The organism is Streptomyces sp. NPDC001407 (assembly GCF_042895325.1).
GTDB lineage: Bacteria > Actinomycetota > Actinomycetes > Streptomycetales > Streptomycetaceae > Streptomyces.
Genome location: NZ_JBIAWF010000023.1, coordinates 1 through 26,892, shown reverse-complemented (window position 1 = coordinate 26,892; position 26,892 = coordinate 1). Strand labels below are relative to the sequence as shown.

General features: G+C 71.3%; 23 protein-coding genes. 4 read left to right on the top strand and 19 right to left on the bottom strand.

Annotated elements, in window-relative coordinates; all coding sequences use genetic code 11:
• Positions 1–274: 274 nt before the first annotated feature.
• Both ACFY1P_RS26965 and ACFY1P_RS26960 read right to left on the bottom strand, forming a co-directional pair.
• The gene (locus ACFY1P_RS26965) at positions 275–1,477 is read right to left on the bottom strand and encodes an NAD(P)-binding domain-containing protein (protein WP_361526275.1); all 1,203 of its coding nucleotides are present in this window, start codon (positions 1,475–1,477) and stop codon (positions 275–277) included.
• A 42-nt stretch (positions 1,478–1,519) separates the two neighbouring features.
• Positions 1,520–2,779, bottom strand: a complete 1,260-nt coding sequence (locus ACFY1P_RS26960) for an ATP-grasp domain-containing protein (RefSeq protein ID WP_390752098.1) — start codon at positions 2,777–2,779, stop codon at positions 1,520–1,522.
• Between the two features lie 323 nt (positions 2,780–3,102).
• On the opposite strand from ACFY1P_RS26960, the gene fahA reads away from it, so the two are divergent.
• The 3 genes from fahA (at position 3,103) to ACFY1P_RS26945 (ending at position 5,489) form a co-directional block, all read left to right on the top strand.
• Positions 3,103–4,278, top strand: coding sequence for a fumarylacetoacetase (gene fahA, locus ACFY1P_RS26955; RefSeq protein ID WP_390752097.1), 1,176 nt, complete (start codon positions 3,103–3,105; stop codon positions 4,276–4,278).
• Positions 4,275–4,928, top strand: a complete 654-nt coding sequence (locus tag ACFY1P_RS26950) for a GPP34 family phosphoprotein (protein ID WP_390752096.1) — start codon at positions 4,275–4,277, stop codon at positions 4,926–4,928. The genes fahA and ACFY1P_RS26950 overlap by 4 nt, the downstream gene beginning before the upstream one ends.
• A 72-nt stretch (positions 4,929–5,000) precedes the next feature.
• A complete protein-coding gene (locus ACFY1P_RS26945; protein ID WP_361526268.1) occupies positions 5,001–5,489 on the top strand; it encodes a hypothetical protein in 489 nt (162 codons plus the stop codon).
• A gap of 61 nt (positions 5,490–5,550) precedes the next feature.
• Here ACFY1P_RS26945 and nuoN read toward each other — a convergent pair whose 3' ends face one another.
• From nuoN to ACFY1P_RS26875, 14 genes are read right to left on the bottom strand one after another with little or no spacing between them, the layout of a single operon-like run.
• Positions 5,551–7,167 (bottom strand): NADH-quinone oxidoreductase subunit NuoN, encoded by a 1,617-nt coding sequence (nuoN, locus tag ACFY1P_RS26940; RefSeq protein WP_361526295.1) that lies wholly within the window; start codon positions 7,165–7,167, stop codon positions 5,551–5,553.
• Between the two features lie 32 nt (positions 7,168–7,199).
• The gene (locus ACFY1P_RS26935) at positions 7,200–8,822 is read right to left on the bottom strand and encodes an NADH-quinone oxidoreductase subunit M (protein ID WP_361526264.1); all 1,623 of its coding nucleotides are present in this window, start codon (positions 8,820–8,822) and stop codon (positions 7,200–7,202) included.
• A gap of 2 nt (positions 8,823–8,824) precedes the next feature.
• Complete coding sequence (gene nuoL / locus ACFY1P_RS26930) at positions 8,825–10,744, bottom strand: NADH-quinone oxidoreductase subunit L (RefSeq protein WP_390752095.1); 1,920 nt, start codon at positions 10,742–10,744, stop codon at positions 8,825–8,827.
• A gap of 12 nt (positions 10,745–10,756) precedes the next feature.
• Positions 10,757–11,056: an NADH-quinone oxidoreductase subunit NuoK gene (gene nuoK, locus ACFY1P_RS26925; RefSeq protein WP_361526258.1), complete on the bottom strand. Its 300-nt coding sequence runs from the start codon at positions 11,054–11,056 to the stop codon at positions 10,757–10,759.
• Positions 11,053–11,883, bottom strand: a complete 831-nt coding sequence (locus tag ACFY1P_RS26920) for an NADH-quinone oxidoreductase subunit J (RefSeq protein WP_361526255.1) — start codon at positions 11,881–11,883, stop codon at positions 11,053–11,055. The genes nuoK and ACFY1P_RS26920 overlap by 4 nt, the downstream gene beginning before the upstream one ends.
• A complete protein-coding gene (gene nuoI, locus ACFY1P_RS26915; protein WP_361526252.1) occupies positions 11,880–12,473 on the bottom strand; it encodes an NADH-quinone oxidoreductase subunit NuoI in 594 nt (197 codons plus the stop codon). The genes ACFY1P_RS26920 and nuoI overlap by 4 nt, the downstream gene beginning before the upstream one ends.
• Positions 12,466–13,806 carry an NADH-quinone oxidoreductase subunit NuoH gene (nuoH, locus tag ACFY1P_RS26910; protein WP_361526292.1) on the bottom strand — a complete coding sequence of 447 codons (1,341 nt, stop codon included), beginning with the start codon at positions 13,804–13,806 and terminating at the stop codon, positions 12,466–12,468. Before nuoH ends, nuoI begins: the two co-directional genes overlap by 8 nt.
• 32 nt (positions 13,807–13,838) lie before the next feature.
• Positions 13,839–16,343 carry an NADH-quinone oxidoreductase subunit G gene (locus ACFY1P_RS26905; RefSeq protein ID WP_361526249.1) on the bottom strand — a complete coding sequence of 835 codons (2,505 nt, stop codon included), beginning with the start codon at positions 16,341–16,343 and terminating at the stop codon, positions 13,839–13,841.
• Positions 16,340–17,719 carry an NADH-quinone oxidoreductase subunit NuoF gene (gene nuoF, locus ACFY1P_RS26900; RefSeq protein WP_361526246.1) on the bottom strand — a complete coding sequence of 460 codons (1,380 nt, stop codon included), beginning with the start codon at positions 17,717–17,719 and terminating at the stop codon, positions 16,340–16,342. The genes ACFY1P_RS26905 and nuoF overlap by 4 nt, the downstream gene beginning before the upstream one ends.
• Positions 17,716–18,540, bottom strand: a complete 825-nt coding sequence (gene nuoE, locus ACFY1P_RS26895) for an NADH-quinone oxidoreductase subunit NuoE (RefSeq protein ID WP_361526289.1) — start codon at positions 18,538–18,540, stop codon at positions 17,716–17,718. Before nuoE ends, nuoF begins: the two co-directional genes overlap by 4 nt.
• Before the next feature lie 17 nt (positions 18,541–18,557).
• Positions 18,558–19,880, bottom strand: coding sequence for an NADH-quinone oxidoreductase subunit D (locus ACFY1P_RS26890; protein WP_361526243.1), 1,323 nt, complete (start codon positions 19,878–19,880; stop codon positions 18,558–18,560).
• The gene (locus ACFY1P_RS26885; protein ID WP_361526240.1) at positions 19,880–20,638 is read right to left on the bottom strand and encodes an NADH-quinone oxidoreductase subunit C; all 759 of its coding nucleotides are present in this window, start codon (positions 20,636–20,638) and stop codon (positions 19,880–19,882) included. The genes ACFY1P_RS26890 and ACFY1P_RS26885 overlap by 1 nt, the downstream gene beginning before the upstream one ends.
• On the bottom strand, positions 20,635–21,189 hold the full coding sequence (locus ACFY1P_RS26880; RefSeq protein WP_361526237.1) for an NADH-quinone oxidoreductase subunit B family protein: 555 nt from the start codon (positions 21,187–21,189) through the stop codon (positions 20,635–20,637). The genes ACFY1P_RS26885 and ACFY1P_RS26880 overlap by 4 nt, the downstream gene beginning before the upstream one ends.
• A 13-nt stretch (positions 21,190–21,202) precedes the next feature.
• Positions 21,203–21,562 (bottom strand): NADH-quinone oxidoreductase subunit A, encoded by a 360-nt coding sequence (locus ACFY1P_RS26875; protein WP_058047631.1) that lies wholly within the window; start codon positions 21,560–21,562, stop codon positions 21,203–21,205.
• A 715-nt stretch (positions 21,563–22,277) separates the two neighbouring features.
• Here ACFY1P_RS26875 and ACFY1P_RS26870 point away from each other — a divergent pair.
• On the top strand, positions 22,278–23,120 hold the full coding sequence (locus ACFY1P_RS26870) for an NlpC/P60 family protein (RefSeq protein WP_361526234.1): 843 nt from the start codon (positions 22,278–22,280) through the stop codon (positions 23,118–23,120).
• A gap of 232 nt (positions 23,121–23,352) precedes the next feature.
• On the opposite strand, the gene ACFY1P_RS26865 is transcribed toward ACFY1P_RS26870, so the two are convergent.
• From ACFY1P_RS26865 to ACFY1P_RS26855, 3 genes are all read right to left on the bottom strand, one after another.
• Positions 23,353–24,636: a geranylgeranyl reductase family protein gene (locus tag ACFY1P_RS26865; RefSeq protein ID WP_361526231.1), complete on the bottom strand. Its 1,284-nt coding sequence runs from the start codon at positions 24,634–24,636 to the stop codon at positions 23,353–23,355.
• 546 nt (positions 24,637–25,182) lie between these two features.
• The gene (locus ACFY1P_RS26860; RefSeq protein WP_361526228.1) at positions 25,183–25,875 is read right to left on the bottom strand and encodes a demethylmenaquinone methyltransferase; all 693 of its coding nucleotides are present in this window, start codon (positions 25,873–25,875) and stop codon (positions 25,183–25,185) included.
• A 244-nt stretch (positions 25,876–26,119) separates the two neighbouring features.
• Entirely contained in the window at positions 26,120–26,770 is a 651-nt protein-coding gene (locus ACFY1P_RS26855) for a hypothetical protein (RefSeq protein WP_390752094.1), read from the bottom strand.
• Between the last annotated feature and the right edge of the window lie 122 nt (positions 26,771–26,892).

Sequence of the window (26,892 nt, the reverse complement as noted above, 5' to 3'; positions counted from 1 at the left end):
GGGGTACTCCTGTCTGCCTGCGAACACGGGGATTGTCGATGTGTCGCTGTCTCCACCGAAAGTCAGCGTATCCGGTCGGCTGTCGATCACCGTGGGCGCCTTCCCGGTCGACCGGACGTGTGCCCCGTTATGTGCGCGCTCATCCCCCCGGAACGGGCCTCAAGGACCCCTTGACACAGGCCCTGACACGACTTCGCCGCTCGTCGTCCGGCGGCGGAGGGGTCCGGTTCCGGCCAACCCCGGAACCGGACCCCTCCGCCCGTGCGGCCCCACCTCACGAAAGGGCACCCACCGCCTTCGCCAGCCGCGGCGACGCGTACTCCGTGCCGCAGACGAACCGCATCACCGGTCCGTAGCTCGCCGCCGCCGGGAGGCCCGTGAAGAACAGGCCGGGGACCGACGAGTGGTAGCCGGGGCCCAGCCGTGGCCCGCCCGCGCCGACCGCGAGCCTGGTCCGCAGGCCGTGGCCGAGGAAGTCGAGGGCGGCCAGGTCGACGTGGTAGCCGGTCGCGGCGATGACGTGGTCCGCGGCGAGCTCACCCTCGGTGGACCCGTCGGGCCCGGCGAGCGCGAGGACCGGACGGCCGTCCTCCACCCTGGCCCGCACGATCTTCTTGCCCTCCGTCACCCGCACGCGGCCGATGAAGCGGTCCCGCAGCCACCAGGCGCCGAGCGGCCCGAGCACCCGCTGGACGAGGTACTTCCGGGTCGGCGCCGGGAGCCTGCGGAATCCGTCCGCGTAATACGAGAACGCGTACAGCGACCAGGCCCGGCCGAACGGGGTGTCCGGCTTCAGCGGCGACTGGCCGTCCGGCGCCGCCCCGAAGCGCACCGCGCCCCGCCGCCGCGCGAGCACCCGCACCGACGCGGCCCCCCCGTCCGCCAGCAGCACGGCGCTCTCCAGCGCCGACTGCCCCGCGCCGACGACCACGACGTCGCGCCCGGCGAACTTCGAGAGGTCGTCGTGCTGCGAACTGTGCGAGATCGGGCCGCTCGCCGACGGGCCGTCCGGCACGGCCGCGGCCAGCTCGGCCGGCAGCCGCGCGAACCCGCTGAGCCCGGTCGCGACGACCACGGCGCGGGCCGCGAACTGCTCGCCGGAGTCCAGCTTCAGCTCGAAGCCGCTGGACCGGCGGTCCACGGACACCACCCGCACCTGCTCCAGGTCGGGCACCAGGCGCTCCTGGAACCACAGGCCGTAGCGGGCGAAGGTCTCGACCGGGATGGCGTCCCAGTCCGATTCGTAGCGCCGCTCCCCCACGTCACGGCAGAAGTCGAGCAGCGTGTGACCCGGCTGAGGGGCGTCGATGTTGGACGCCACCGGGGTGGATTTCAGCAGCATTCCGGCGGGCATGTGCTCGCGCCAGCTCACCATCGGCGAGCCGAAGACGCGGGTCGCTATCCCGTGCGCCCTCAGGTGGGCGGCGGTCGACAGGCCGTACGGACCGGCTCCGATGACTACGACAGGAAGTGCCACGAGTCCCCTCCCAGGGCGTTGCTTGCTCGACGCTTGCTCGACTTACTCGGCGAGAGCAGCGGCACGCCTGGAGCGCCACAGCTGCCAGAGGTGCCGGACGCCCGGCTTGACGAACCGGGCGAGCATGGTGAAGAACGGCTTCATGTCGTCCCTGGCGGCCCAGGCCAGCTCCGTGCCGCTCGCGCGCGCGGGCGCGTGCGGGGTGGTGTAGCCACTGCGGCGGTAGGCGGCGAGGGCCGGCAGGTCGATGTTCTCGACGACGAACCTGCGGCCCGCGAGCTGCTCCCCCTCGGGGACCCTCCGCCCGGTCAGGTCGAGGTGCTGGGCACGGACGACGTCGACGCCCGCCTCGCTCTCGAAGAGGCGGAACTGCGCGCCCATCCGCGGGTTGAAGTCCAGGAGCTTGTAGCGGCCGTCACGCCGGTCGAAGCGCCAGTCCAGGTCGATGATCCCGCTGAAGCCGATCTGCTTGATGAACTGTGCGGCCATATCGGCCAGTTCGGGGTTGTCGACGACGTACGCGTTGGCCGTCATGCCCGCGTGCGGCGGCCAGGAGCGCACCTTGACGCCGGTGAACATCGCGAGCGGGGTGCTCTCCGCGTCGAAATACGCGTGCACGATCCAGTCCTCCGCCTGCTCGCGGGGCAGGTACTCCTGGAGGATCACCCCGGGCGAGGGGCCCCAGCCGCGCGCCAGGGCCAGCAGCTCGCGCGGGCCGCCGATCCGGGTGGTGCCGTGCACGGCGGGCCTGCGGCGCCGCTCGAACGCCTCGCGGTTCTTCGCCACCAGCGGGAAGCGGGCGCGCGCCGCGTACTCCTCGATCTCCTCGTACGAGGAGGGGAAGAGGGCCTCCGGGGAGGGCACCCCGTGCTCCACGCAGAGCTCGTGCAGACCCTGCTTGCTCGCGAGGCGGCGGGGCAACTCCCGCTCCACCGGCGGGAAGAGGAAGCTCTCCGACAGCTGCCCGGCGTGCTCGGCGACGAGGACGGCCGCCTCCTCGTCGGTGGGCAGCAGCACCGCGGGACGGCCGATGGACCGGCCGATGTCGAGCAGCCCCTCGACGAGCTCCTCGGGACGCTCGCGGCCCGTGGTCGGCCAGACGAAACCACCGCGCAGATAACGGGAGACGGCGGCGGGGGTCCAGCGGTCCTCGGTGATGGCGTACATCGGGATCCCGAGCCTGCCGAGGCTGCGGATGGCGCCGACCCCGCCGTGGTGCAGGGGGTAGTCGCCGATCTTCATGATGAGCCCCGGTACGGACCGGTCCGCCGCGATGGGCGTGTGCCTGCTCGCCACCAGCATCCCCCTTGGCCACTCAGCCGCAGCGGCCCCCCACTGTGCGTGACCTGATTAAGGACGCTACTTCGGAATTACCGCTTCCAGCAAGGAATTACCGGACATTGCTCGCCCTTTAGTGAGCGGTCGGACAGCGGTTCGGGCGCGCTCGCCGGAGGCCGTTCCGAGCCGGTGCGGACGGCGGTCCGAGCGGCGCCCACCCCTGCCCGGGCGCGCGGCGCGCACGCCCCTCACCACCCCTTTCGGTCACCCCTTGCCTGGCGGCCGCCAGCACGTAATGTGGGCACGGACGGTCACCAGGCGTCCAGGAGAGAGCGAGGCAGCGTCCCATGCCCCAGCACAGCCCCCGCGAGCTTCCCGAAGGCGACCCCTTCGGCGCGGCCACCCTCCCGTACGGCGTCTTCACGACGCCCGACGCCCCGGACCACCGCCGGATCGGCGTCCGCTACGGCGGGTACGTGCTCGACGCCGCCGCGGCCGCCGCCGCGCACGGCTCGGCGTACGCCGGGCTGCTGGACCGACCGACGCTCAACCCGCTGCTGGCCGCGGGCCGCTCCGCCTGGCAGGCCGTCCGCGCCGAGGTGCGCGGCTGGCTGGACGGCGAGCACTTCCACCCGCTGGACGAGGTGACGCTGCACCTGCCCTTCGAGGTCGCCGACTACGTCGACTTCTACGCCAGCGAGCACCACGCCACCAACGTCGGACGCATCTTCCGCCCCGACGGCGACCCGCTCACGCCCAACTGGAAGCACCTGCCGATCGGTTACCACGGCCGCGCCGGCACGGTCGTGGTCTCCGGCACCGAGGTGATCCGCCCCCAGGGGCAGCGGCGGACGTCGGACGGGCCGGTGTTCGGGCCGTCGACCCGCCTCGACATCGAGGCCGAGGTCGGCTTCGTCGTCGGCACGCCCGCACCGCCGAACACCCCGGTCACCCTCGACGGGTTCCGGGAGCACGTCTTCGGCGTCTGCCTGGTCAACGACTGGTCGGCGCGCGACATCCAGGCGTGGGAGTACGTCCCCCTCGGCCCGTTCCTCGGCAAGTCCTTCGCGACGTCCGTCTCCGCCTGGATCACCCCGCTCGACGCCTTCGACGAGGCGCGCACCGCCCCGCCGGAGCGCACCCACCCGCTGCTGCCCTACCTCGACGACTCCGCGGCGGAGCCGGGCGGCATCGACCTGCGCATCGAGGTGACCATCAACGGCGAGACGGTCTCCCGGCCGCCGTTCGCCTCCATGTACTGGACGGCGGCCCAGCAGCTCGCCCATATGACCGTCAACGGCGCCTCGTTGCGCACCGGCGACCTCTTCGCCTCCGGCACGGTCAGCGGGCCCGACCCCGACCAGCGCGGCTGCCTGCTGGAGCTCACCGAGGGCAAGGGCCCCTGGCTGGAGGACGGCGACGAGGTCACCCTCACCGCCTGGGCCCCGGGGCCGGACGGCACCCGCGTCGGCCTCGGCGAGGTCACCGGCAGGATCGCGCCCGCGCGCACACCCACGTCATGACCGGGTACACCGCCCCGGGCCTCACCCTGCCCGAGGAACTGCTGCTGCTCTCCTTCGATCCGGCCACCGGACGCAGGCTGTGCCGGCACCGCTTCCTCCAGTACGGCGTGGCCGGGGCGGTGCTCGCCGAACTGGAGCTGGCCGGGCGGATCGTGGCGGAGTACGACCACCCCGCGGTGACCAATCCCGTGCCCCCCGAGGACCCCCTGCTGGCCATGGCGCTCGCCACGCTGCCGCCGCCCGGCAAGGGCCGCGCGGGCCGGGGTCCGCGGGCGGTCACCTGGGTGCGCCGCACCTCGCGCCGCCTGGAGGAGCCCTGGCTGCGGCGGCTGGTGGAGCGGGGCGCGCTGCGCCCCGAGCAGGTGAAGGTGCTCGGCCTCTTCCCCTCCACGCGCTTCCCCGCCGGGCCCGCCGAGCGGCACACCGAGGCCCGTGAGCACCTGGCCGCGGCCGTCCGTACGGGCTTCGCCGAGCCGCGCGGCCGCGTCCTCGCCGCCCTCCTCTCCGCCACCGGCGCGGGCCGCCGCGTCTGGCCCGGCCCCGACGGGCGGGCGGCGCGCAGGGCGATGCGGCAACTGGTGCGCAGGGAGTGGCCGGCGCTCGCGGTGTGGCGCAATGTGCAGCGCGACCGGTCCGCGGACGCCGGCTGACGCTGCTCCGGAGCGGTGGATCAGGACTGCTAATTTGTCGTGTCCAGATCCACTACGGAGGAGCGAGCGCACGTGCGCAAGGCAGTACAGATCACGGGGGCGGCGGTCATCGCCGCTGTGCTGATGACCGGTTGCAGCAGCCAGAGCGACGACAAGGACAAGAACATCTCCGCCACGCCGCCGGCTTCCGCGCCGGCCAAGCCCGCGGACCCGGCCGCCCAGGACCCGGCGAAGGGGACCGGCGTGACCGGCCCCGTCGACGGCACCTACGCGGCCAAGATCGACGGGACGGGCTGGGGCCTGGTCGTCTCCTCCACCATGGCGGCGCTCGCGGGCGCGGGCCACGTCTGCAACGGCACGGTCGACCACAACGCCAAGCCCCCCACGCTCACCCTCAAGTGCGCCGACGGGGACACCCTGCGCACCCAGGGCAAGATCGTCAGCGCGGACGGCAAGGCGCTCGTGGTCAGCTGGAGCTCGGGCAAGAAGGACACCTTCCTCAAGACCGAGAAGGGCGGGGCGCCCGCCGGCCTCCCAGACCTGGGCAAGCTCGGCCACTGACGCACCGCTGCCCGGCACCCTTCACGGGGTGCCGGGCAGCGCGCCTGTCGCTCTGCCACCGCTACCGCACGAACACCCCTGCCTGGCCCGCCAGATCGAGGAAATACTGCGGGGCGACACCGAGGACGACCGTGACCGCCACCCCGACCGCGATCGCCGTGGAGGTGAGGGCACTCGGCACTGCCACGGTCGGGCCGTCGGCCTTCGGCTCGCTGAAGAACATCAGCACGATCACCCGGATGTAGAAGAACGCGGCGATCGCCGAGGACAGCACACCGACGATGACCAGCGGCACCGCGCCGCCCTGCGCCGCGGCCTTGAAGACCGCGAACTTCCCGGTGAAGCCGCTGGTCAGCGGGATGCCCGCGAAGGCCAGCAGGAAGACCGCGAAGACCGCCGCGACCAGCGGCGAACGGCGGCCGAGCCCCGCCCACTTGGACAGGTGCGTCGCCTCGCCGCCCGCGTCGCGCACCAGCGTCACCACCGCGAAGGCACCCAGGGTCACGAAGGAGTACGCCGCCAGATAGAAGAGGACGGAGGAGACCCCGTCCGGGCTGACGGCGATGACACCGGCGAGGATGAACCCGGCGTGCGCGATGGAGGAGTAGGCGAGGAGCCGCTTCACATCCGTCTGCGTGACGGCGACGATCGCGCCCACCAGCATCGTGATGATCGCGACGCCCCACATCACCGGCCGCCAGTCCCAGCGCAGCCCCGGCAGGACCACGTAGAGCAGGCGCAGCAGCGCGCCGAACGCGGCGACCTTGGTGGCGGCGGCCATGAAGCCCGTCACCGGGGTGGGGGCGCCCTGATAGACGTCGGGGGTCCACATGTGGAAGGGGACCGCGCCCACCTTGAACAGCAGCCCCATCAGGACCAGCGCCCCGCCGATCAGCAGCAGCGCGTCGTTGCCCGTGGTCGAGGCGAGGGCAGGGTCGACCGTCCTGACCGTGCCGCTCACGACGTCCGCGATCCCGGCGTACGTGACGGTGCCCGCGTAGCCGTAGAGCAGCGCCACCCCGAACAGCAGGAAGGCCGAGGAGAAGGCGCCGAGCAGGAAGTATTTGACCGCCGCCTCCTGGGAAAGCAGCCGGTGGCGGCGGGCGAGCGCGCACAGCACGTACAGCGGGAGGGAGAAGACCTCCAGCGCGATGAAGAGGGTCAGCAGGTCGTTCGCGGCGGGGAAGACGAGCATGCCCGCGACCGCGAAGAGCACGACCGGGAAGATCTCGGTGGTGGTGAAACCCGCCTTGACGGCGGCCTGTTCGGCCTCGCCGCCCGGCACGGCGGCGGCCTCGGCGACGAAGGAGTCGACACGGTTGCCGTGCGCCTTCGGGTCCAGCCGCCGCTCGGCGAAGGTGAACACCGCGATCAGCGAGACCAGGAGAATGGTCCCCTGGAGGAACAGCGCCGGGCCGTCGACGGCGACGGCGCCCATGGCGGCGACGTGCGCCTTGCCGGTGCCGTAGCCCCGGGCGGCCAGGGCGACGACGGCGGCGAACGCGGCGACGAGGCCGACGGCGCTCAGCAGGGTCTGCGCCGGATAGCGCAGGCGGCGCGGCAGGAACGCCTCCACGAGGACGCCGAGGACGGCGGCGCCGAGGACGATCAGCGTCGGTGACAGCTGGGCGTATTCGATATGGGGAGCCGGGATCTTCTTCGCCGGGTCCGCCGACATCGTCCACAGGCTGTGGACGAATGCTGCGTGACTCACTTCGCGGCCTCCACATCGTTCGTCGGGGAAGTCGGCACTTGGGGCTTGGGGTCGACCTCGTGGACCTGCGACATCGTCCGGCCGACCGCGGGATCGATGATCTGCGTCAGCGGCTTGGGATAGACGCCGAGGAAGAGCAGCAGGGCGATCAGCGGGCCGACGACGACCAGTTCGCGCACCTTCAGGTCCGGCATGCCGCGCACGGGCTCCCGGACCGGGCCGGTCATCGTGCGCTGGTAGAGCACCAGGACGTAGAGCGCGGCGAGGACGATACCCAGCGTCGCGACGATCCCGGCCGCCGGATAGCGGCTGAAGGTGCCGACCAGGACGAGGAATTCGGAGACGAAGGGTGCCAGGCCCGGCAGCGACAGCGTGGCCAGGCCGCCGACCAGGAACGTCCCCGCGAGGAGGGGCGCGACCTTCTGCACCCCGCCGTAGTCGGCGATCAGCCGGGATCCGCGGCGGGAGATCAGGAAGCCGGCGACCAGCATCAACGCGGCTGTGGAGATGCCGTGGTTGACCATGTAGAGCGTGGCGCCGCCCTGGCCCTGGGTGGTCATCGCGAAGATGCCGAGGATGATGAAGCCGAAGTGCGAGATCGACGCGTAGGCGATCAGCCGCTTGATGTCCCGCTGCCCGACCGCGAGCAGCGCGCCGTAGAGGATGCCGGTCACGGACAGCACGATGATCACCGGCGTGGCCCACTTCGACGCCTCGGGGAACAGCTGGAGGCAGAAGCGGAGCATCGCGAACGTGCCGACCTTGTCGACCACCGCGGTGATCAGCACGGCGACGGGCGCGGTGGCCTCGCCCATGGCGTTGGGCAGCCAGGTGTGCAGCGGCCACAGCGGGGCCTTCACGGCGAAGGCGAAGAAGAAGCCCAGGAACAGGGCCCGTTCGGTGACGGTCGCGAAGTGCAGCTTGCCGGCCGCCCGCGCCTGGACGATCTCCGTCAGGGAGAAGGTGCCGGTGCCGAGCTGGTGCGCGGTGACGGCGTAGAGCCCGATGACGGCGGCCAGCATGACGAGCCCGCCGACGAGGTTGTAGAGCAGGAACTTCACGGCCGCGTACGAGCGCTGGGCCGCCGTCTCCTCCTCGGTCCGGCCGCCCGCCCGGTCGCCGAAGCCGCCGATGAGGAAGTACATCGGGATCAGCATGGCTTCGAAGAAGATGTAGAAGAGGAAGACGTCGGTGGCCTCGAAGGAGATCACCACCATCGCCTCGACCATGAGGATCAGCGCGAAGAAGCCCTGGGTGGGCCGCCAGCGCCGGTTGGGCGAGGGCCCTTCGAGCGGGTCCGCGTCGTGCCAGCCGGCCAGCATCACGAAGGGGATCAGCAGCGCGGCCAGGGCGATCAGCACCACGGCGATGCCGTCGACCCCCAGGTCGTACCGGACGCCGAAGTCCTTGATCCAGGCGTGCGACTCGGTCAGCTGGAACGGCTTCCCGGAGTCCGGGTCGAACCGGGCCAGTTGCACACCCGCCAGCGCGAGCGTGGCCAGCGCGAAGGCCAGCGCGAGCCACTTGGCGGCCGTGCGGCGCGCGGCCGGGACGGCGGCGGTGACGACCGCGCCGGCCGCGGGCACCACGGCCGTGGCCGTCAGCAGGGGAAAAGACATGATCAGACCGCCCTCATCAGCAGGGTCGCGGCGATGAGCAGGGCCGCACCGCCGAACATCGAGACCGCGTACGACCGCGCGTAACCGTTCTGGAGCCTGCGCATCCGGCCCGAGAGCCCGCCGACGGAGGCGGCCGTGCCGTTGACGACGCCGTCGACCAGCGTGTGGTCGGCGTAGACCAGGCTGCGGGTGAGGTGCTCACCGCCGCGGACCAGCACGACGTGGTTGAAGTCGTCCTGGAGCAGGTCGCGCCGGGCGGCCCGGGTGAGCACGTTCCCCCGGGGTGCCGTGACGGGGACGGGCCCGCGGCCGTACTGCGCCCAGGCGAGCGCCACGCCGAGGAGGAGGACGGCCATGGTGCCGATCGTGACGGTGAGCGCGCTGACGGGGGAATGGCCCTCCGCGTGCCCGGTGACCGGCTCCAGCCACTTCAGGAAGGTGTCGTTGACACTGAACAGCCCACCGGCGAAGACCGATCCGACGGCCAGGAGAATCATGGGGATCGTCATGGTGGCCGGCGCCTCGTGCGGGTGCGGGGCGTTGCCGTCACCCGCGGCGGAGCCGCTGTCGGATGCCGTGGGCTGCCAGCGCTTCTCGCCGAAGAAGGTCAGGATCATCACGCGCGTCATGTAGTACGCCGTGATGGCCGCGCCCAGCAGGGCCGCGCCGCCGAGGATCCAGCCCTCGGTGCCGCCCTTGGCGAAGGCGGCCTCGATGATCTTGTCCTTGGAGAAGAAGCCGGACAGGCCGGGGAAGCCGATGATGGCCAGATAGCCGAGGCCGAAGGTGACGAAGGTGACCGGCATGTACTTCCGCAGGCCGCCGTAACGCCGCATGTCGACCTCGTCGTTCATTGCGTGCATCACCGAACCGGCCCCGAGGAAGAGCCCCGCCTTGAAGAAGCCGTGGGTCACCAGGTGCATGATCGCGAAGACGTAGCCGACGGGGCCGAGGCCGGCGGCGAGGATCATGTAGCCGATCTGGGACATGGTCGAGCCCGCCAGGGCCTTCTTGATGTCGTCCTTCGCGCAACCGACGATCGCACCGAAGAGGAGCGTCACCGCGCCCACCGTGACGACCGCGGTCTGCGCGTCCGGAGCGGCGTTGAAGATCGCGCCGGAGCGGGTGATCAGATAGACGCCCGCGGTCACCATCGTCGCCGCGTGGATGAGGGCCGAGACCGGCGTCGGGCCCTCCATCGCGTCACCGAGCCAGGACTGGAGCGGCACCTGGGCGGACTTGCCGCACGCGGCGAGCAGCAGGAGCAGCCCGATCGCCGTCAGCTTGCCCTCCCCCGCGCTCGTCGCGTGGGCGAGGACCGGGCCGAAGGCGAAGGAGCCGAACGTGGTGAACATCAGCATGATCGCGATGGACAGGCCCATGTCGCCGACGCGGTTGACGAGGAACGCCTTCTTGGCGGCGGTGGCCGCGCTGGGCTTGTGCTGCCAGAAGCCGATCAGCAGATACGACGCGAGGCCGACGCCCTCCCAGCCGACGTACAGCAGGAGGTAGTTGTCGGCGAGGACGAGCAGCAGCATCGCCGCGAGGAAGAGGTTCAGATAGCCGAAGAAGCGGCGGCGCCGCTCGTCGTGCTCCATATAGCCGACCGAATAGAGGTGGATCAGCGTGCCCACCCCGGTGATCAGCAGGACGAAGGTCATGGACAGCTGGTCCAGCTGGAAGCCCACGTCCGCGCGGAAGCCGTCGACCGGCACCCAGCTGAACAGGTGCGAGGTGAGCGTGCGGTCCTCGCGGCCCTTGCCGAGCAGATCGGCGAAGAGCACCACGCCGAGAGCGAAGGACACCGCCGCGAGCAGCGTGCCGATCCAGTGCCCGGCGCGGTCCAGCCGTCGGCCGCCGCACAGCAGCAGGCCGGCGCCCAGCAGGGGTGCCGCGACGAGCAGTCCGATGAGGTTCTCCACGTCAGCGTCCCCTTACAGCTTCAGCAGGGCGGCGTCGTCGACCGAGGCCGAATGGCGGGAGCGGAAGACCGACACGATGATCGCGAGGCCGATCACGACCTCGGCGGCGGCCACCACCATCGTGAAGAAGGCGATGATCTGGCCGTCCAGATTGCCGTGCAGCCGGGCGAAGGTGACGAACGCCAGGTTGCAGGCGTTCAGCATCAGCTCGACACACATGAAGACGACGATCGCGTTCCGCCGGATGAGCACACCGGCGGCACCGATGGTGAACAACACGGCCGCCAGATAGATGTAGTTGACCGGGTTCATTTCCTGGCCTCCTTCGCGTCCTCGCCGCGGCCGCGGCCGACCCACTCCGCGGACCGCTGCTCCAGGGCCGCCAGCTCCTCCAGCGCCTCGCCCGAGACGTCGCGGATCTGGCCGCGGGAGCGCAGCGTCGGGTTGACGGTGAGCTCGGCGGGGGTGCCGTCGGGCAGCAGGCCGGGGACGTCCACGGCGTTGTGCCGGGCGTAGACGCCGGGGGCGGGCAGGGGCGGCAGCTGCTTGCCCGCGCGGACCCGCTCCTGGGAGCGCTCGCGCTGGCCGGGGGCCCGCTCGGTGCGCTCCCGGTGGGTGAGGACCATCGCCCCGACGGCGGCGGTGATCAGCAGCGCGCCGGTGATCTCGAAGGCGAAGACGTACTTGGTGAAGATGAGCGCCGCGAGCCCCTGCACATTGCCGCCGGAGTTGGCCTGGCCGAGCCCGGTGAAGTCCTTCAGGGAGGCGTTGGCGATGCCCGCGACCAGGAGGATGCCGAAGCCGAGCACGCAGAGCCCGGCGAGCCAGCGCTGGCCCTTGATGGTCTCCTTCAGGGAGTCGGCGGCGGTGACGCCGACCAGCATGACCACGAAGAGGAAGAGCATCATGATGGCGCCGGTGTAGACCACGATCTGGACGACGCCCAGGAAATAGGCGCCGTTGGCGAGGTAGAACACCGCGAGCACGATCATGGTGCCGGCGAGCGACAGGGCGCTGTGCACGGCCCTCTTCATCAGCACCGTGGACAGCGCGCCGATGACGGCGACGGTGCCCAGCAGCCAGAACTGCACGGCCTCGCCGGTGGAGGCCATGCCCGCGGCGGCGAGAGGGACGCTCATGCCTGGCCCTCCCCCGTCTGCCCGGCGGTCTCCGCCGCCTTCTCGCCCTTGGAGACGGCCACTTGGCGCACCGTGCCCGGCGCGGCTTCCGTCACCAGGCCGCGGTAGTAGTCCTTCTCGGTCATGCCGGGGAAGATCGCGTGCGGGGTGTCGACCATGCGGTCCTCCAGGCCCGCGAGCAGCTCCTCCTTGGTGTAGATGAGCGATTCGCGGCTGGAGTCGGCCAGTTCGTACTGATTGGTCATGGTCAGCGCCCGGGTGGGGCACGCCTCGACGCACAGGCCGCAGAGGATGCAGCGGAGGTAGTTGATCTGATAGACGCGGCCGTAGCGCTCGCCGGGGGAATAGCGCTCCTCGTCGGTGTTGTCCGCGCCCTCGACGTAGATCGCGTCCGCCGGGCAGGCCCAGGCGCACAGCTCGCAGCCGATGCACTTCTCCAGCCCGTCCGGGTGCCGGTTGAGCTGGTGGCGGCCGTGGAAGCGTGGCGCGGTGTGCTTCTTCTCCTCCGGATACTGCTCGGTCAGCCGCTTCTTGAACATGGCCTTGAAGGTCACGCCGAAGCCGGCCACGGGGTTCTGGAAGTCAGGCACCCTCGCCCTCCTTTCCGTCTCGGGGACCGTCACTCACAGTATTGACCCCGCCACTGACAATGAGCTCGCGATCCTGGCGCGACGGCCTGCGCGGCACGGGCGGCAGGGTCTGGCCGGGCAGCGGGGGCACGGGGAAACCGCCCGCCATCGGGTCGAACTCCCCTTGTGGAGCGGCCTCTTCCGCCTCCTGCTCCGCCTTCGCGCCGCGGTCGCGGAAGACGTCGGCCACGAAGGACAGCAGCAGGATCGCGACGACCGCGCCGCCCACGTAGAGCACGATGCGCTGGAAGTCGTAGTGCTCGTTGCGCATGGCCCGCACGGTGGCCACGAGCATCAGCCACACCATCGAGACCGGGATGAGGACCTTCCACCCCAGCTTCATGAACTGGTCGTAGCGCAGCCGCGGCAGGGTGCCGCGCAGCCAGATGAAGAAGAAGAGCAGCAGCTGAAGCTTGATGACGAACCACAGCATCGGCCACCAGCCGTGGTTCGCCCCCTCCCAGAACGCCGAGACGGGGTACGGGGCCCGCCAGCCGCCGAGGAACAGCGTCACCGCGACGGCCGAGACCGTGACCATGTTGACGTACTCGGCGAGCATGAACATCGCGAACTTGATGGAGGAGTATTCGGTGTTGAAGCCGCCGACCAGGTCGCCCTCGGACTCCGGCAGGTCGAACGGCGCCCGGTTGGTCTCCCCGACCATCGCCACGATGTAGATGAGGAAGGAGACCGGCAGCAGCAGGACGTACCACCGGTCGTGCTGCGCGTCCACGATCGTCGAGGTCGACATCGACCCGGAGTAGAGGAAGACCGCGGCGAAGGAGACGCCCATCGCGATCTCGTACGAGATCATCTGCGCGCACGACCGCAGGCCGCCGAGCAGCGGATAGGTCGAGCCGGAGGACCAGCCCGCCAGGACGATGCCGTAGATGCCCACCGACGCGGTGGCGAGGATGTAGAGCACACCGATCGGCAGGTCGGTGAGCTGCATCGTGGTGCGGTGGCCGAAGATCGAGATCTCGTTCCCGGCCGGACCGAAGGGGATCACGGCGATCGCCATGAAGGCCGGGATCGCCGCGACGACGGGCGCGAGGACGTAGACGACCTTGTCGGCCCGCTTGACGACCACGTCCTCCTTGAGCATCAGTTTGATGCCGTCCGCGAGGGACTGGAGCATGCCCCAGGGGCCGTGCCGGTTGGGGCCGATGCGCAGCTGCATCCACGCGACGACCTTGCGTTCCCAGACGATCGAGAACAGCACCGTCAGCATGACGAACGCGAAGCAGAAGACGGCCTTGACGACGATCAGCCACCACGGGTCCCGGCCGAACATCGACAGGTCCTCGGCGGCCAGTGCGTATGCCTTCACTGTCGTGCCTCCGGTGTCTCGGTTCCGGTGCCGGCGGCCGCGGCGATCGTCACGAGCTCGCCGGGGCGGGCGCCGGTGTCAGTGGCGACCCCGGCCCCCACGGAGTTGAGCGGGAGCCACACCACCCGGTCCGGCATGGGGGTGATCCGCAGCGGCAGCCGCACGCTCCCGGCCGGGCCGGTGACGGCCAGCAGGTCGCCGTCGCGCGCACCCGCCTCGGCGGCGGTCGCGGCGGAGAGCCGGGCGACCGCGGCGTGCCGGGTGCCGGCCAGCGCCTCGTCGCCCTCCTGGAGGCGCCCCTGGTCGAGGAGCAGCCGGTGGCCCGCGAGCACCGCCTCACCGGCGCCGGGCGGCGGCAGCGGCCGGCCGGGCTCGGCGGGGTCGGCCGCGTGCGCGCCGTCCCAGGGGCCCAGGCGGTCCAGCTCCGTCCGCGCGGCGTCGACGTCCGGCAGGGCGAGGGCCACGCCCATCGCGTCGGCCAGCATGTGCAGCACCCGGACGTCCGGCGGCACATGACGGTGTGTCAGCTGATCGAGTTTGATGGCCACCTCGAAGGGACGGGCACGGCCCTCCCAGTTGAGGAACGTGCCCGCCTTCTCCTCGACCGCCGCGACCGGCAGCACCACATCCGCCCGTTCCGTCACCTCGCTCGGCCGCTGCTCCAGGCTCACCAGGAAGCCGATGGCGTCCAGCGCGGCACGCACGCGTGCCGGATCGGGCAGGTCCGCGACCTCCACACCGCCCACCAGCAGGGCGCCCAGCTCGCCGGTGGCCGCGGCCTCGACGATCTGGCCGGTGTCCCGGCCGGTGCCGCGCGGCAGGCCGGCCACCCCCCAGGCGGCCGCCGTCTCCTCCCGCGCCCGGGGGTCGGTGGCCGGACGGCCGCCGGGCAGCAGGCCCGGCAGCGCGCCCGCCTCGATCGCGCCCCGCTCGCCGGCCCGGCGCGGGATCCACACCAGACTCGCCCCGGTGGCACCCGCGGCCGCGAGGGCCGCGGTCAGCGCGCCCGGCACGGCCGCCAGCCGCTCGCCGACGACGATCACCGAGCCGTCCGCGCGCAGCGCCTCGGCCGCCGCCTCACCTGCCTCGTCCAGCCCGGTGGCATCGGCCAGCGCCCGCAGCCACTGCGTCTCGGTGCCCGGCGCCGCGGGCAGCAGCGTGCCGCCCGCCTTCAGCAGGCCGGGGGTCGTGTGGGTGGCGAGGGAGAAGACGCGCTGCCCGTGCTTGCGGTGCGCCTTGCGCAGCCGCAGGAAGACGCCGGGCGCCTCCTCCTCCGCCTCGAACCCGGCGAGCAGCACGGCGGGCGCCTGCTCCAGCGTCCGGTAGGTCACCCCCGCGCCGTCCAGATCGCGGCCCCGCCCGGCGACCCGCGCCGCGAGGAAGTCGGCCTCCTCGGCGCTGTGCACGCGCGCCCGGAAGTCCACGTCGTGCGTGTCGAGGGCGACGCGCGCGAACTTGGCGTAGGCGTAGGCATCCTCGACCGTCAGCCGCCCGCCCGTCAGCACGCCCGCCCGGCCGCGCGCGGCGGCCAGCCCGCGGGCCGCGGCCTCCAGCGCCTCGGGCCAGCTCGCGGGCTCCAGGGTGCCGTCGGCGCCGCGCACCAGCGGGGTGGTGAGCCGGTCCGGGCGCCGCGCGTAGCGGAACGCGAAGCGGCCCTTGTCGCACACCCACTCCTCGTTGACCTCCGGATCGTCGGCGGCGAGGCGGCGCATCACCTTGCCGCGCCGGTGGTCCGTGCGCGTCGCGCAGCCGCCCGCGCAGTGCTCGCACACCGACGGCGAGGAGACCAGGTCGAAGGGCCGGGAGCGGAAGCGGTACGCCGCCGAGGTGAGCGCGCCCACCGGGCAGATCTGGATGGTGTTGCCGGAGAAGTACGACTGGAACGGCACGTCCTCGCCGGTGCCCACCTGCTGGAGCGCGCCCCGCTCCAGCAGCTCGATCATCGGGTCGCCCGCGATCTGCTGGGAGAAGCGGGTGCAGCGCGCGCACAGCACGCAGCGCTCGCGGTCGAGGAGGACCTGCGTGGAGATCGGCACCGGCTTCTCGAAGGTCCGCTTGCGGCCCTCGAAGCGGGAGTCGGCCTGCCCGGCGGACATCGCCTGGTTCTGCAACGGGCACTCGCCGCCCTTGTCGCAGACGGGGCAGTCGAGCGGGTGGTTGATGAGCAGCAGCTCCATCACGCCGCGCTGCGCCTTCTCGGCGACGGGCGAGGTGAGCTGGGTCCGTACGACCATGCCGTCGGTGCAGGTGATCGTGCAGGACGCCATCGGCTTGCGCTGGCCCTCGACCTCGACGATGCACTGCCGGCAGGCTCCGGCGGGGTCGAGCAGCGGGTGGTCGCAGAACCGCGGGATCTCGATGCCGACGAGCTCGGCGGCGCGGATGACCAGCGTCCCCTTGGGCACGGAGAGCGTGATGCCGTCGATGGAGACGGAGACCAGGTCTTCCGGGGGCACCGCCGCGTTCCCTCCCCCGGAGGAAGCCGGCGTGGTGACGGTCATGCGGATACCTCCTGGTGGTTCCCGTCCGCCCACGCCGTGGACTTCGCGGGGTCGAAGGGGCAGCCCTTCCCCTTGATGTGCTGTTCGTACTCCGCGCGGAAGTGCTTCAGCGAGGAGAAGATCGGGCTCGCGGCGCCGTCACCGAGCGCGCAGAAGGACTTGCCGTTGATGTTGTCGGCGATGTCGGCGAGCTTGTCGAGGTCCGTCATGCGGCCCCGCCCGGCCTCGATGTCGCGGAGCAACTGCACGAGCCAGTACGTGCCTTCGCGGCAGGGCGTGCACTTGCCGCAGGACTCGTGGGCGTAGAACTCCGTCCAGCGGGTGACGGCCCGCACCACGCAGGTCGTCTCGTCGAAGCACTGGAGCGCCTTGGTGCCGAGCATGGACCCGGCGGCGCCCACCGCCTCGTAGTCCAGGGGGACGTCGAGGTGTTCCTCGGTGAGCAGCGGGGTCGAGGAGCCGCCCGGCGTCCAGAACTTGAGCCGGTGGCCGGGGCGCATGCCACCGCTGATGTCGAGGAGCTGGCGCAGGGTGATGCCGAGCGGCGCCTCGTACTGCCCGGGGCCCGCGACGTGGCCGCTGAGGGAGTAGAGCGTGAAGCCCGGGGACTTCTCGCTGCCCATCGAACGGAACCATTCCTTGCCCCGGTTGAGGATCGCGGGAACCGACGCGATGGACTCGACGTTGTTCACCACAGTGGGGCAGGCGTAGAGCCCCGCCACGGCGGGGAAGGGGGGCCGCAGCCGGGGCTGGCCGCGCCGCCCTTCGAGGGAGTCGAGGAGGGCCGTCTCCTCGCCGCAGATGTAGGCGCCCGCCCCCGCGTGCACGGTGATGTCGAGGTCGAGCCCGCTGCCGAGGATGTCCCGGCCGAGGTAGCCCGCGTCGTACGCCTCGCGCACGGCCTCGTGCAGCCGCCGCAGCACGGGGACGGTCTCGCCCCGCAGATAGATGAAGGCGTGCTGGGAGCGGATCGCGTAACAGGCGATCAGCATGCCCTCGATGAGGGCGTGCGGGTTGGCGAAGAGGAGGGGGATGTCCTTGCAGGTGCCCGGTTCCGACTCGTCCGCGTTGACGACGAGATAGTGCGGCTTGCCGTCGCCCTGGGGAATGAACTGCCACTTCATCCCGGTCGGGAAGCCCGCGCCGCCCCTGCCGCGCAGCCCGGAGTCCTTCACATAGGCGATCACGTCGTCCGGGGTCATCGCCAGGGCCTTGCGCGCGCCCGCGTAGCCCTCGTGCCGCAGATAGGTGTCCAGCGTCCAGGACCGCGGCTGGTCCCAGAAGGCGCTGAGCACGGGCGCGAGCAGCTTCTCGGGGTCGGCCCCTCCCCCGGCCGTGGGCCGGGGGGTCCCACCGTTCGCGGGTGCCATGGTCATTCCTCCCCCTCCTCGGTGACGGGTCCGGCGGGGAAGCCGGGGTCCGAGGCCGATGTCTGCTGGGGCGCGTCGTGGGAGCTGGGATGCTCGGCGGGACCCGGCTCGCGGGTGGGCCCGGCGGCCGGGGGCGCGCCGCGCGGCGGGCCGACGTGGGCGGCCGGGGTCTCGCCCCTGGCCAGCCGCAGGCCCGCGAGGGTGGCGGGCCCGGCGGCGCCGGACGCCTCGACGGCGCCGGGGCGGGGGTCGGGGAAGCCGGCCAGGATGCGCGCCGTCTCCTTGTAGGTGCACAGGGGGGCGCCGCGGGTCGGCTCGACGGTACGCCCGGCGCGCAGGTCGTCGACGAGGGCCTTGGCGCTCTCGACGGTCTGGTTGTCGAAGAACTCCCAGTTGACCATCACCACGGGAGCGAAGTCGCAGGCCGCGTTGCACTCGATGTGTTCGAGGGTGACCTTGCCGTCGTCCGTGGTGCCGCCGTTGTCGACGCCCAGGTGGCGGCGGAGGGCGTCGAAGATGGCGTCGCCGCCCAGCACCGCGCAGAGCGTGTTGGTGCAGACGCCGACCTGGTAGTCCCCGCTCGGCTCGCGGCGGTACATCGAGTAGAAGGTCGACACCGCCGTGACCTCGGCGACGGTCAGTTCGAGCACCTCGGCGCAGAAGCGCAGGCCGGTGCGGGTGACGTGCCCCTCCTCGGCCTGGACGAGGTGCAGCAGCGGCAACAGCGCGCTGCGGCTGTCGGGATAGCGGGCGATCACCTCCTTGGCATCGGCCTCCAGCCGGGCCCGTACGTCGGCGGGGTAATCGGGAGCGGGAAGCTGGGGCATCCCCAACTGGACGTCACTCACCGGTCGACGCCTCCCATCACAGGGTCGATCGACGCCACCGCGACGATGACGTCGGCCACCTGGCCGCCCTCGCACATCGCCGCCATGGCCTGGAGGTTGGTGAAGGACGGGTCGCGGAAGTGGACCCGGTAGGGGCGGGTGCCGCCGTCGCTCACCACGTGCACGCCGAGCTCGCCCTTGGGGGACTCCACCGCCGCGTACGCCTGGCCCGGCGGCACCCGGAAGCCCTCCGTCACCAGCTTGAAGTGGTGGATCAGGGCCTCCATCGAGGTGCCCATGATCTTCTTGATGTGGTCGAGGGAGTTGCCGAGGCCGTCCGGGCCGAGGGCCAGCTGGGCGGGCCAGGCGATCTTCTTGTCGGCGACCATGACCGGGCCGGGCACCAGCCGGTCCAGGCACTGCTCGACGATCCGCAGGGACTGCCGCATCTCCTCCAGCCGGATGAGGAAGCGCCCGTACGCGTCGCAGGTGTCGGCGGTCGGCACCTCGAAGTCGTAGGTGTCGTAACCGCAGTAGGGCTGCGCCTTGCGGAGGTCGTGCGGGAGGCCGGCGGCGCGCAGGATGGGGCCGGTCGCGCCGAGCGCGAGGCAGCCGGCGAGGTCCAGATAACCGACGTCCTGCAACCGGGCCTTGAAGATCGGGTTGCCGGTGGCGAGCTTGTCGTACTCCGGCAGGTTCCTGCGCATCTTCTTCACGAACTCGCGCACCGCGTCCACCGCGCCCGGCGGCAGGTCCTGCGCGAGCCCGCCGGGGCGGATGTACGCGTGGTTCATCCGCAGGCCGGTGATCAGCTCGTAGAGGTCCAGGACCATCTCGCGGTCCCGGAAGCCGTAGATCATGATCGTGGTGGCGCCGAGCTCCATGCCGCCGGTGGCGATGGCCACCAGGTGGGAGGAGAGACGGTTCAGCTCCATCAGCAGCACGCGGACGACCGTGGCCCGGTCCGGGATCTGCTCCTCGATGCCCAGCAGCCGCTCCACGCCCAGGCAGTACGCCGTCTCGTTGTAGAACGACGTGAGGTAGTCCATGCGCGTGACGAAGGTGGTGCCCTGGGTCCAGTTCCGGTATTCGAGGTTCTTCTCGATGCCGGTGTGGAGATAGCCGATGCCGCAGCGGGCCTCGGTGACGGTCTCGCCGTCGATCTCCAGGATCAGCCGGAGCACGCCGTGGGTGGAGGGGTGCTGGGGACCCATGTTGACGACGATGCGCTCGTCGTCGGTCCGTTTCGCGGCCGAGGCGATCTCGTCCCAGTCGCCGCCGGTGACCGTGTAGACGGTGCCCTCGGTGGTGTCGCGCGGGCTTGCGGGGGGAGTGCTCATCAGTTGTACGACCTCCGCTGGTCCGGAGCCGGGATCTGGGCGCCCTTGTATTCGACGGGGATGCCGCCGAGGGGGTAGTCCTTGCGCTGCGGGAAGCCCTGCCAGTCGTCCGGCATCATGATCCGCGTGAGCGCCGGGTGGCCGTCGAAGACGAGGCCGAAGAAGTCGTACGTCTCGCGCTCGTGCCAGTCGTTGGTGGGATAGACGTCCACGATCGAGGGCACGTGCGGATCGGCGTCGGGGGCGCTGACCTCCAGCCGGACCAGCCGGTTGTGGGTGATCGAGCGCAGGTGGTAGACGGCGTGCAGCTCCCGCCCCTTGTCCTCGGGGAAGTGGACGCCGCTGACTCCGGTGCACAGCTCGAAGCGCAGCGCCGGGTCGTCGCGGAGGGTGCGGGCGACGCGCGGCAGGTGCTCGCGGGCGATGTGGAAGGTGAGCTCGCCGCGGTCGACCACGGTCTTCTCGATCGCGTTCTGCGGCAGCAGCCCCTGCTCCTCCAGCGCCCCTTCGAGCTCGTCGGCGACCTCGTCGAACCAGCCCCCGTACGGCCGGGACGTGCCGCCCGGCAGCCGCACGGTCCGGACGAGCCCGCCGTAGCCGGTGGTGTCGCCGCCGTTGCGGGTGCCGAACATGCCGCGCTGGACGCGGATCGCCTCGCCCGTCCCGCCGCGCTGGCCGGGCAGGTTCTGGGCGTTGACGTCCTTGTCGGGGTTGACGCCGTTGACGGGCGGGGTGCCCTCGTTCCTCGGCTCGCTCACCGCAGCAGACCCTTCATCTCGATCAGCGGCAGGGCCTTGAGCGCCGCCTCCTCCGCCTCGCGGGCGGCCTCCTCGCGGTTCACACCGAGCTTCTCGCCCTGGATCTTCTTGTGCAGCTTCAAGATCGCGTCCATCAGCATCTCGGGGCGCGGCGGGCAGCCGGGCAGATAGATGTCGACCGGCACGATGTGGTCGACGCCCTGGACGATCGCGTAGTTGTTGAACATGCCGCCGCTGGAGGCACAGACGCCCATGGAGATCACCCATTTCGGGTTGGGCATCTGGTCGTAGACCTGGCGCAGCACCGGCGCCATCTTCTGGCTGACGCGGCCGGCCACGATCATCAGGTCCGCCTGGCGCGGTGAGCCGCGGAAGACCTCCATGCCGAAGCGGGCGAGGTCGTAGCGCCCGGCGCCGGTGGTCATCATCTCGATGGCGCAGCAGGCGAGTCCGAAGGTGGCCGGGAAGACGGACGCCTTGCGCACCCACCCGGCGGCCTGTTCGACGGTGGTCAGCGCGAAACCGCTGGGCAGCTTCTCTTCGAGTCCCATGGTGTGGTGCCCCCTAGTCCCATTCCAGGCCGCCGCGGCGCCAGACATAGGCGTAGGCGACGAAGACGGTGAGCACGAAGAGCAGCATCTCGACGAGCCCGAACAGCCCCAGGGCGTCGAAGGTGACGGCCCAGGGGTAGAGGAAGACGATCTCGATGTCGAAGACGATGAAGAGCATCGCCGTCAGGTAGTACTTGATCGGGAAGCGCCCGCCCCCGGCGGGCTGCGGGGTGGGCTCGATGCCGCATTCGTAGGCCTCGAGCTTGGCGCGGTTGTACCTCTTGGGCCCGATGAGCGAGGCCATGACCACGGAGAAGATCGCGAAGCCTGCTCCGAGGGCTCCCAGTACGAGGATGGGCGCGTAGGCGTTCACCGCTCCTCGCTCCTTCCAGTCGACGCTGACTGCTGGCTGACCGGACCCCGGCGGACTCACCGCCTCCGGGGGTCTCCGCGAAGATCACCCCTATGTGAGGCAGTTCACAAGCCCGGGTCGACTGCATCCTATGCCCGCCGGTCTGTGATCTGCGACACGGGGTACGTGCCCGCGTTTGTGATCTCCACCACCTGACGAACGATCATCAAGTCGGATGAGCACCGATCTTCGTACACGAAGCGGTCGAGTGATCACGAGAGGTGACAATTGACGGCTGCGGCGCTGGTCGGAGGGGTGTGGCTTTATCAAGGCGTGGCCGCTGCACGCAAATTGGCATCCGAGATCGCCAACTGATACAGGGGCGCCGCCGACTGAGACGACGACAGTCGGTGGCGCATCGACCCCGGCTCCGCGCTCCGCTTCACGAGCGCGCGGCCGGAGGCGGGCGGGGCGTGAGCTGCGCCACGCGGCGAGAGGTTCGGAACGCCGTTTCCGTGGGTAGCCTCGACACGCGAGTCGTAAAGGTGATATGCCCGCTGTCGATCATCCCCGGCGGCCAAACCCCGTGCTGAGGCGGCTGTTCACGCCCGGCGCGACGCGGGCCGCCGTGACTTCGCCGTGATCAAATGTCCGAATTCTGGGCGCGGGCATGCCAATTGTGACGCACGCCACCTTTATTGAACTCAACCTGCGCGGCCTGATAGTCCGTTGTCCCATGTCCCCGAACGCGCATATAACCAGCCACCGGAAGCCCCGTCGCACGGCCACCCAGTCGTGGGTCGTGCGCACGAGTGTTGCCGGTGGCGTCCTCAGCACCCTGGCCGTGGCCGGCGCCGGTTCCGCCACCGCCGTCGAGAAGCCCACCGAGGCCACGATGGAGATGCCGGCGATCAACGCGACGATCTCCTCCTCCATCGCGCAGAGCGCTGCTGCCACCCAGCAGACCGCCTTCGGCTACCAGGAGAGCGCGCAGCAGGACAAGGCCGCTGACACGGCCAAGGACGCGTCCAAGCAGGCCAAGGACGAGGCCCAGCGCATCGCCGACGCCGCGGAGAAGAAGGCCGCCGCGGAGAAGGAGAAGCGCGAGCAGGAGGAGGCCCGCGCCTCGCGTGCCACCGAGCGCAAGAGCCTCAGCGCCAAGTCCGCCGCGGACTCCTCCGACGAGGCGTCCTCCGCCGCGTCGTCCTCGGCGTCCGTCGGCAGCGGCAGCTCCGCCACGCTGATCTCCTTCCTCCAGGCGCAGCTCGGCAAGGCGTACGTGATGGGTGCCACCGGGTCGTCCTCGTACGACTGCTCCGGCCTGGTCATGTCCGCGTACAACCAGATCGGCATCAGCCTGCCGCGCGTCTCGCAGGACCAGTCGACCGCCGGTACGCAGGTGTCGCTGAGCAACCTCCAGCCCGGCGACATCCTCTACTGGGGCCCCGCGGGCAGCGCCTACCACGTCGCCGTCTACGTGGGCGGCGGCAAGTTCATCGGCGCGCAGAACCCGAGCTCCGGTGTGGTCGAGCGCGACCTCAGCTACGACATGCCCACGGGTGCCGTGCGCGTCATGTGACGCGACGCTCTGTGTGAAGGGCCGCCACTCCCCACCGCTCGGGGACGGCGGCCCTTTCGCGTACGCGGGGGCAGGACATGCAAGGACCGCCCGCCGTACGGGGGCTGTGGCGCACGGCGAGCGGTTGCTTGTCTGTTTCTTCCGCGAAGCGGACACGCCGAAACGGCATGAAAGCTACCCGAAAGGGTGAAACTTACTGGTTCGTCACGGGCGCTCTGTCAGGAGCGCTTTGTCAGGAGCGCGGCGCCACCTTGCTCAGGCCGTTGATGATCCGGTCCATGGCGTCGCCGCCCGTGGGGTCCGTGAGGTTCGCCAGCATCTTCAGCGTGAACTTCATCAGCAGCGGGTGCGTCAGGCCGCGCTGCGTGGCCATCTGCATGACCTTGGGGTTGCCGATCAGCTTCACGAAGGCGCGGCCGAGCGTGTAGTAGCCGCCGTAGGTGTCCTTGAGGACCTTCGGGTAGCGCTGGAGGGCCAGCTCGCGCTGCGCGTACGAGGCGCGGGCGTGGGCCTGCACGATGACCTCGGCCGCGATCTGGCCGGACTCCATCGCATAGGCGATGCCCTCGCCGTTGAACGGGTTGACCAGCCCGCCCGCGTCGCCCACCAGCAGCAGGCCGCGCGTGTAGTGCGGCTGGCGGTTGAAGGCCATCGGGAGGGCGGCGCCGCGGATCGGGCCCGTCATGTTCTCCGGGGTGTAGCCCCAGTCCTCCGGCATCGAGGCGCACCACGCCTTGAGGACCTCGCGCCAGTCCAGCTCCTTGAAGGAGTCGGAGGTGTTGAGGACGCCGAGGCCGACGTTGCTCGTGCCGTCGCCCATGCCGAAGATCCAGCCGTAGCCGGGCAGCAGCCGGTCCTGCGGGCCGCGCCGGTCCCACAGCTCCAGCCACGACTCCAGATAGTCGTCGTCGTGCCGGGGCGAGGTGAAGTACGTGCGGACCGCCACGCCCATCGGGCGGTCCTCGCGCCGGTGCAGGCCCATCCCGAGCGACAGGCGCGTGGAGTTGCCGTCCGCGGCGACGACCAGCGGGGCGTGGAAGGTGACCGGAGTCTTCTCCTCGCCGAGCTTGGCGTGCACGCCGGTGATCCGGCCCGTGCGGTCGTCGATGACCGGCGCGCCGACGTTGCACCGCTCGTGCAGCCGGGCGCCCGCCTTCTCCGCGTTCCGCGCGAGCTGCTCGTCGAAGTCGTCGCGCTTGCGGACGAGTCCGTAGTCGGGGAACGAGGCGAGCTCCGGCCAGTCCAGCTGGAGCCGCACGCCACCGCCGATGATGCGCAGGCCCTTGTTGCGCAGCCAGCCCGCCTCCTCGGAGATGTCGATGCCCATCGACACGAGCTGCTTGGTCGCGCGCGGCGTCAGCCCGTCACCGCAGACCTTCTCGCGCGGGAACGACGTCTTCTCCAGCAGCAGCACGTCCAGCCCGGCCTTGGCCAGGTGATAGGCGGTGGCGGAGCCGGCCGGGCCTGCACCGACGACGATCACGTCGGCGGTGTGTGCGGTGGGGGACTCGGTCACGGTCGGCTCTCCCGTTCGGCGGAGGGTTGGTGCGTCGAGTCTATGAGCCGGGGGGTGGGGCGGGGTGGGGTGGGGCGGCCCTGGGTGCGGGTCGGTTGACGCCTGCGGCGGGCTTTGTTCCCCAGCCTCGCCCCTTCCCACAGCATCTGATGCGCGGCTCCACCGCGGACCCGTGCCCGGGTACGGCTTCAGTGCGCCTGCGGCGCTCTGTTCCCCAGCCCCGCCCCTTCCCGAAACTGGGGCTCGTGCCCCAGACCCCCGAGTGCGGGTCCGTTGCCTCCCCCAGCTACCGCTGGGAGGTGCCCCCAGCGGCGGGGGCGCCCTGCGGGCGCGTCCTCAAACTCCCCCAGCTACCGCTGGGAGGTGCCCCCAACGGGCTGAATCGGCACCCACATCAGCCAAATTCAGCCCGTCCGGCGTTTGAGGACAACGCGGCGAAGCCGTGTTGCGGGGATCTGGGGCACGAGCCCCAGTTTCGGGAAGGGGCGGGGCTGGGGAAGAAGCCCGCCGCAGGCGGCAACGGCGAGCAACCACCCCCGGTCACCCCTACCGCTTCGTACCCCGATGCAAAGCCACAACCCCACCCGTCAGATTCCGCCAAGCCACATCCGACCAGCCCGCCTCCTGGAGGCGAGAGGCCAGCGCCGCCTGATCCGGCCAAGCGCGGATCGACTCGGCGAGATAGACGTACGCGTCCGGACTGCTGCTGACCACCCGGGCGATCGGCGGGAGCGCGCGCATCAGGTACTCCGTGTAGACCGTCCGGAACGGCCCCCACGTCGGCTGGCTGAACTCACAGATCACCACGCGCCCGCCCGGCTTGGTCACCCGCAGCATCTCGCGCAGCGCCTGGTCCGTCTCCTGCACGTTGCGCAGGCCGAAGGAGATGGTGACGGCGTCGAACACGCCGTCGGCGAAGGGCAGTCGGGTCGCGTCACCGGCGGTGAGCGGGAGCCAGGGGTTGCGCTTCTTGCCCTCGCGCAGCATGCCGACGGAGAAGTCGCACGGCACGACGTACGCGCCCGCCGCGGCGAACGGCATGGAGGACGTGCCCGTGCCGGCCGCGAGGTCCAGCACCCTCTCCCCCGGGCGCGCGTTCACGGCCTGGGCGACGGCCTTGCGCCACAGGCGGGCCTGGCCGAGCGAGAGCACGTCGTTGGTGAGGTCGTATTTCGCCGCCACGTCGTCGAACATCGCGGCGACTTCGTGCGGCTGCTTGTCCAGGGATGCTCGGGTCACGACCCCATTGTTCACCGCCCGCCACGGGCGGGGCACGTGGGGGGAAGTCTGGACGGCGGCGGGTCGCCGGCGCTCGGCGCCGGCGACGTCGTACCGGGGACCCCCGCCCCCCGGAACCGACTGGGTACCCCCCGGTCCCACCGCCCCCGCACGTCTCATTCTTATGAGCGAAAGAGGAAGATCCACATCCGTTAACGGGCCCCTGACGTCGCGCGCAACCGCTTTTACGGATCGCTGACGCGCGTCAGCGCGCGCGGTAGACCAGCCGCCCGGCGAGGACCGTGGCGACGCAGGACCCCGCGCCCCGCACCGCGAGCGCGGCGGCGTCCGGCACGTCGAAGACGGCGAAGTCCGCCCGCGCGCCCGGCGCGAGCGTGCCCGCGAACGCCGCGTCCGGCGGGGCGCCTTCGGGCAGGGCGCTCAGCGGGTCCAGGACCGGCGGGAGGCCGGGCGGCGCCTGCCGTACGACCTGGACGAGCCCCGCCCGCGCCACGGCCACGCGGACGGCCGGGCGGACGAAGGGGCCCGCCACCGCGGTCGTGCCGTGCCGCAGCAGCCGCTGCGCGCCGCGTCGCGCGGACGCGCCCCAGCGGGCGTCGTCCATGCCGAGCGCCACCAGCCGGTCGCCGGTCAGCGGCTCCTCGCCCAGCTCGTCCGCCTCGCGCGGATCCGGGTGGTAGGCGGCCTCCAGCAGCGCGGTGGCGCCGGGGTGCACGAGGCCGGGGGTGAGCACGCCGGGCCAGCGGCGGACCCTGGCCCGCGGATGCGCGTCGGCCACGGCGGCGTACGCCCCGACGGCCACGATCCGGTCGCCCTCCACGGCGACGGCCCCCTCGGGCAAGGGGGCCGCTCCGGGGCCGGCCAGCAGCAGCTCGGCCGTGTGGATGGTCAGCACGACCGGGGGTCAGCTCGTCGCGACGATCTTCAGCTCGGGGTGTGCGGTGCCCCCCGCGATCGCCGTCGAGGACAGATGCGAGACCACACGGTCGTCGACCGGGTCGTTCGCCGGGTCCTCGT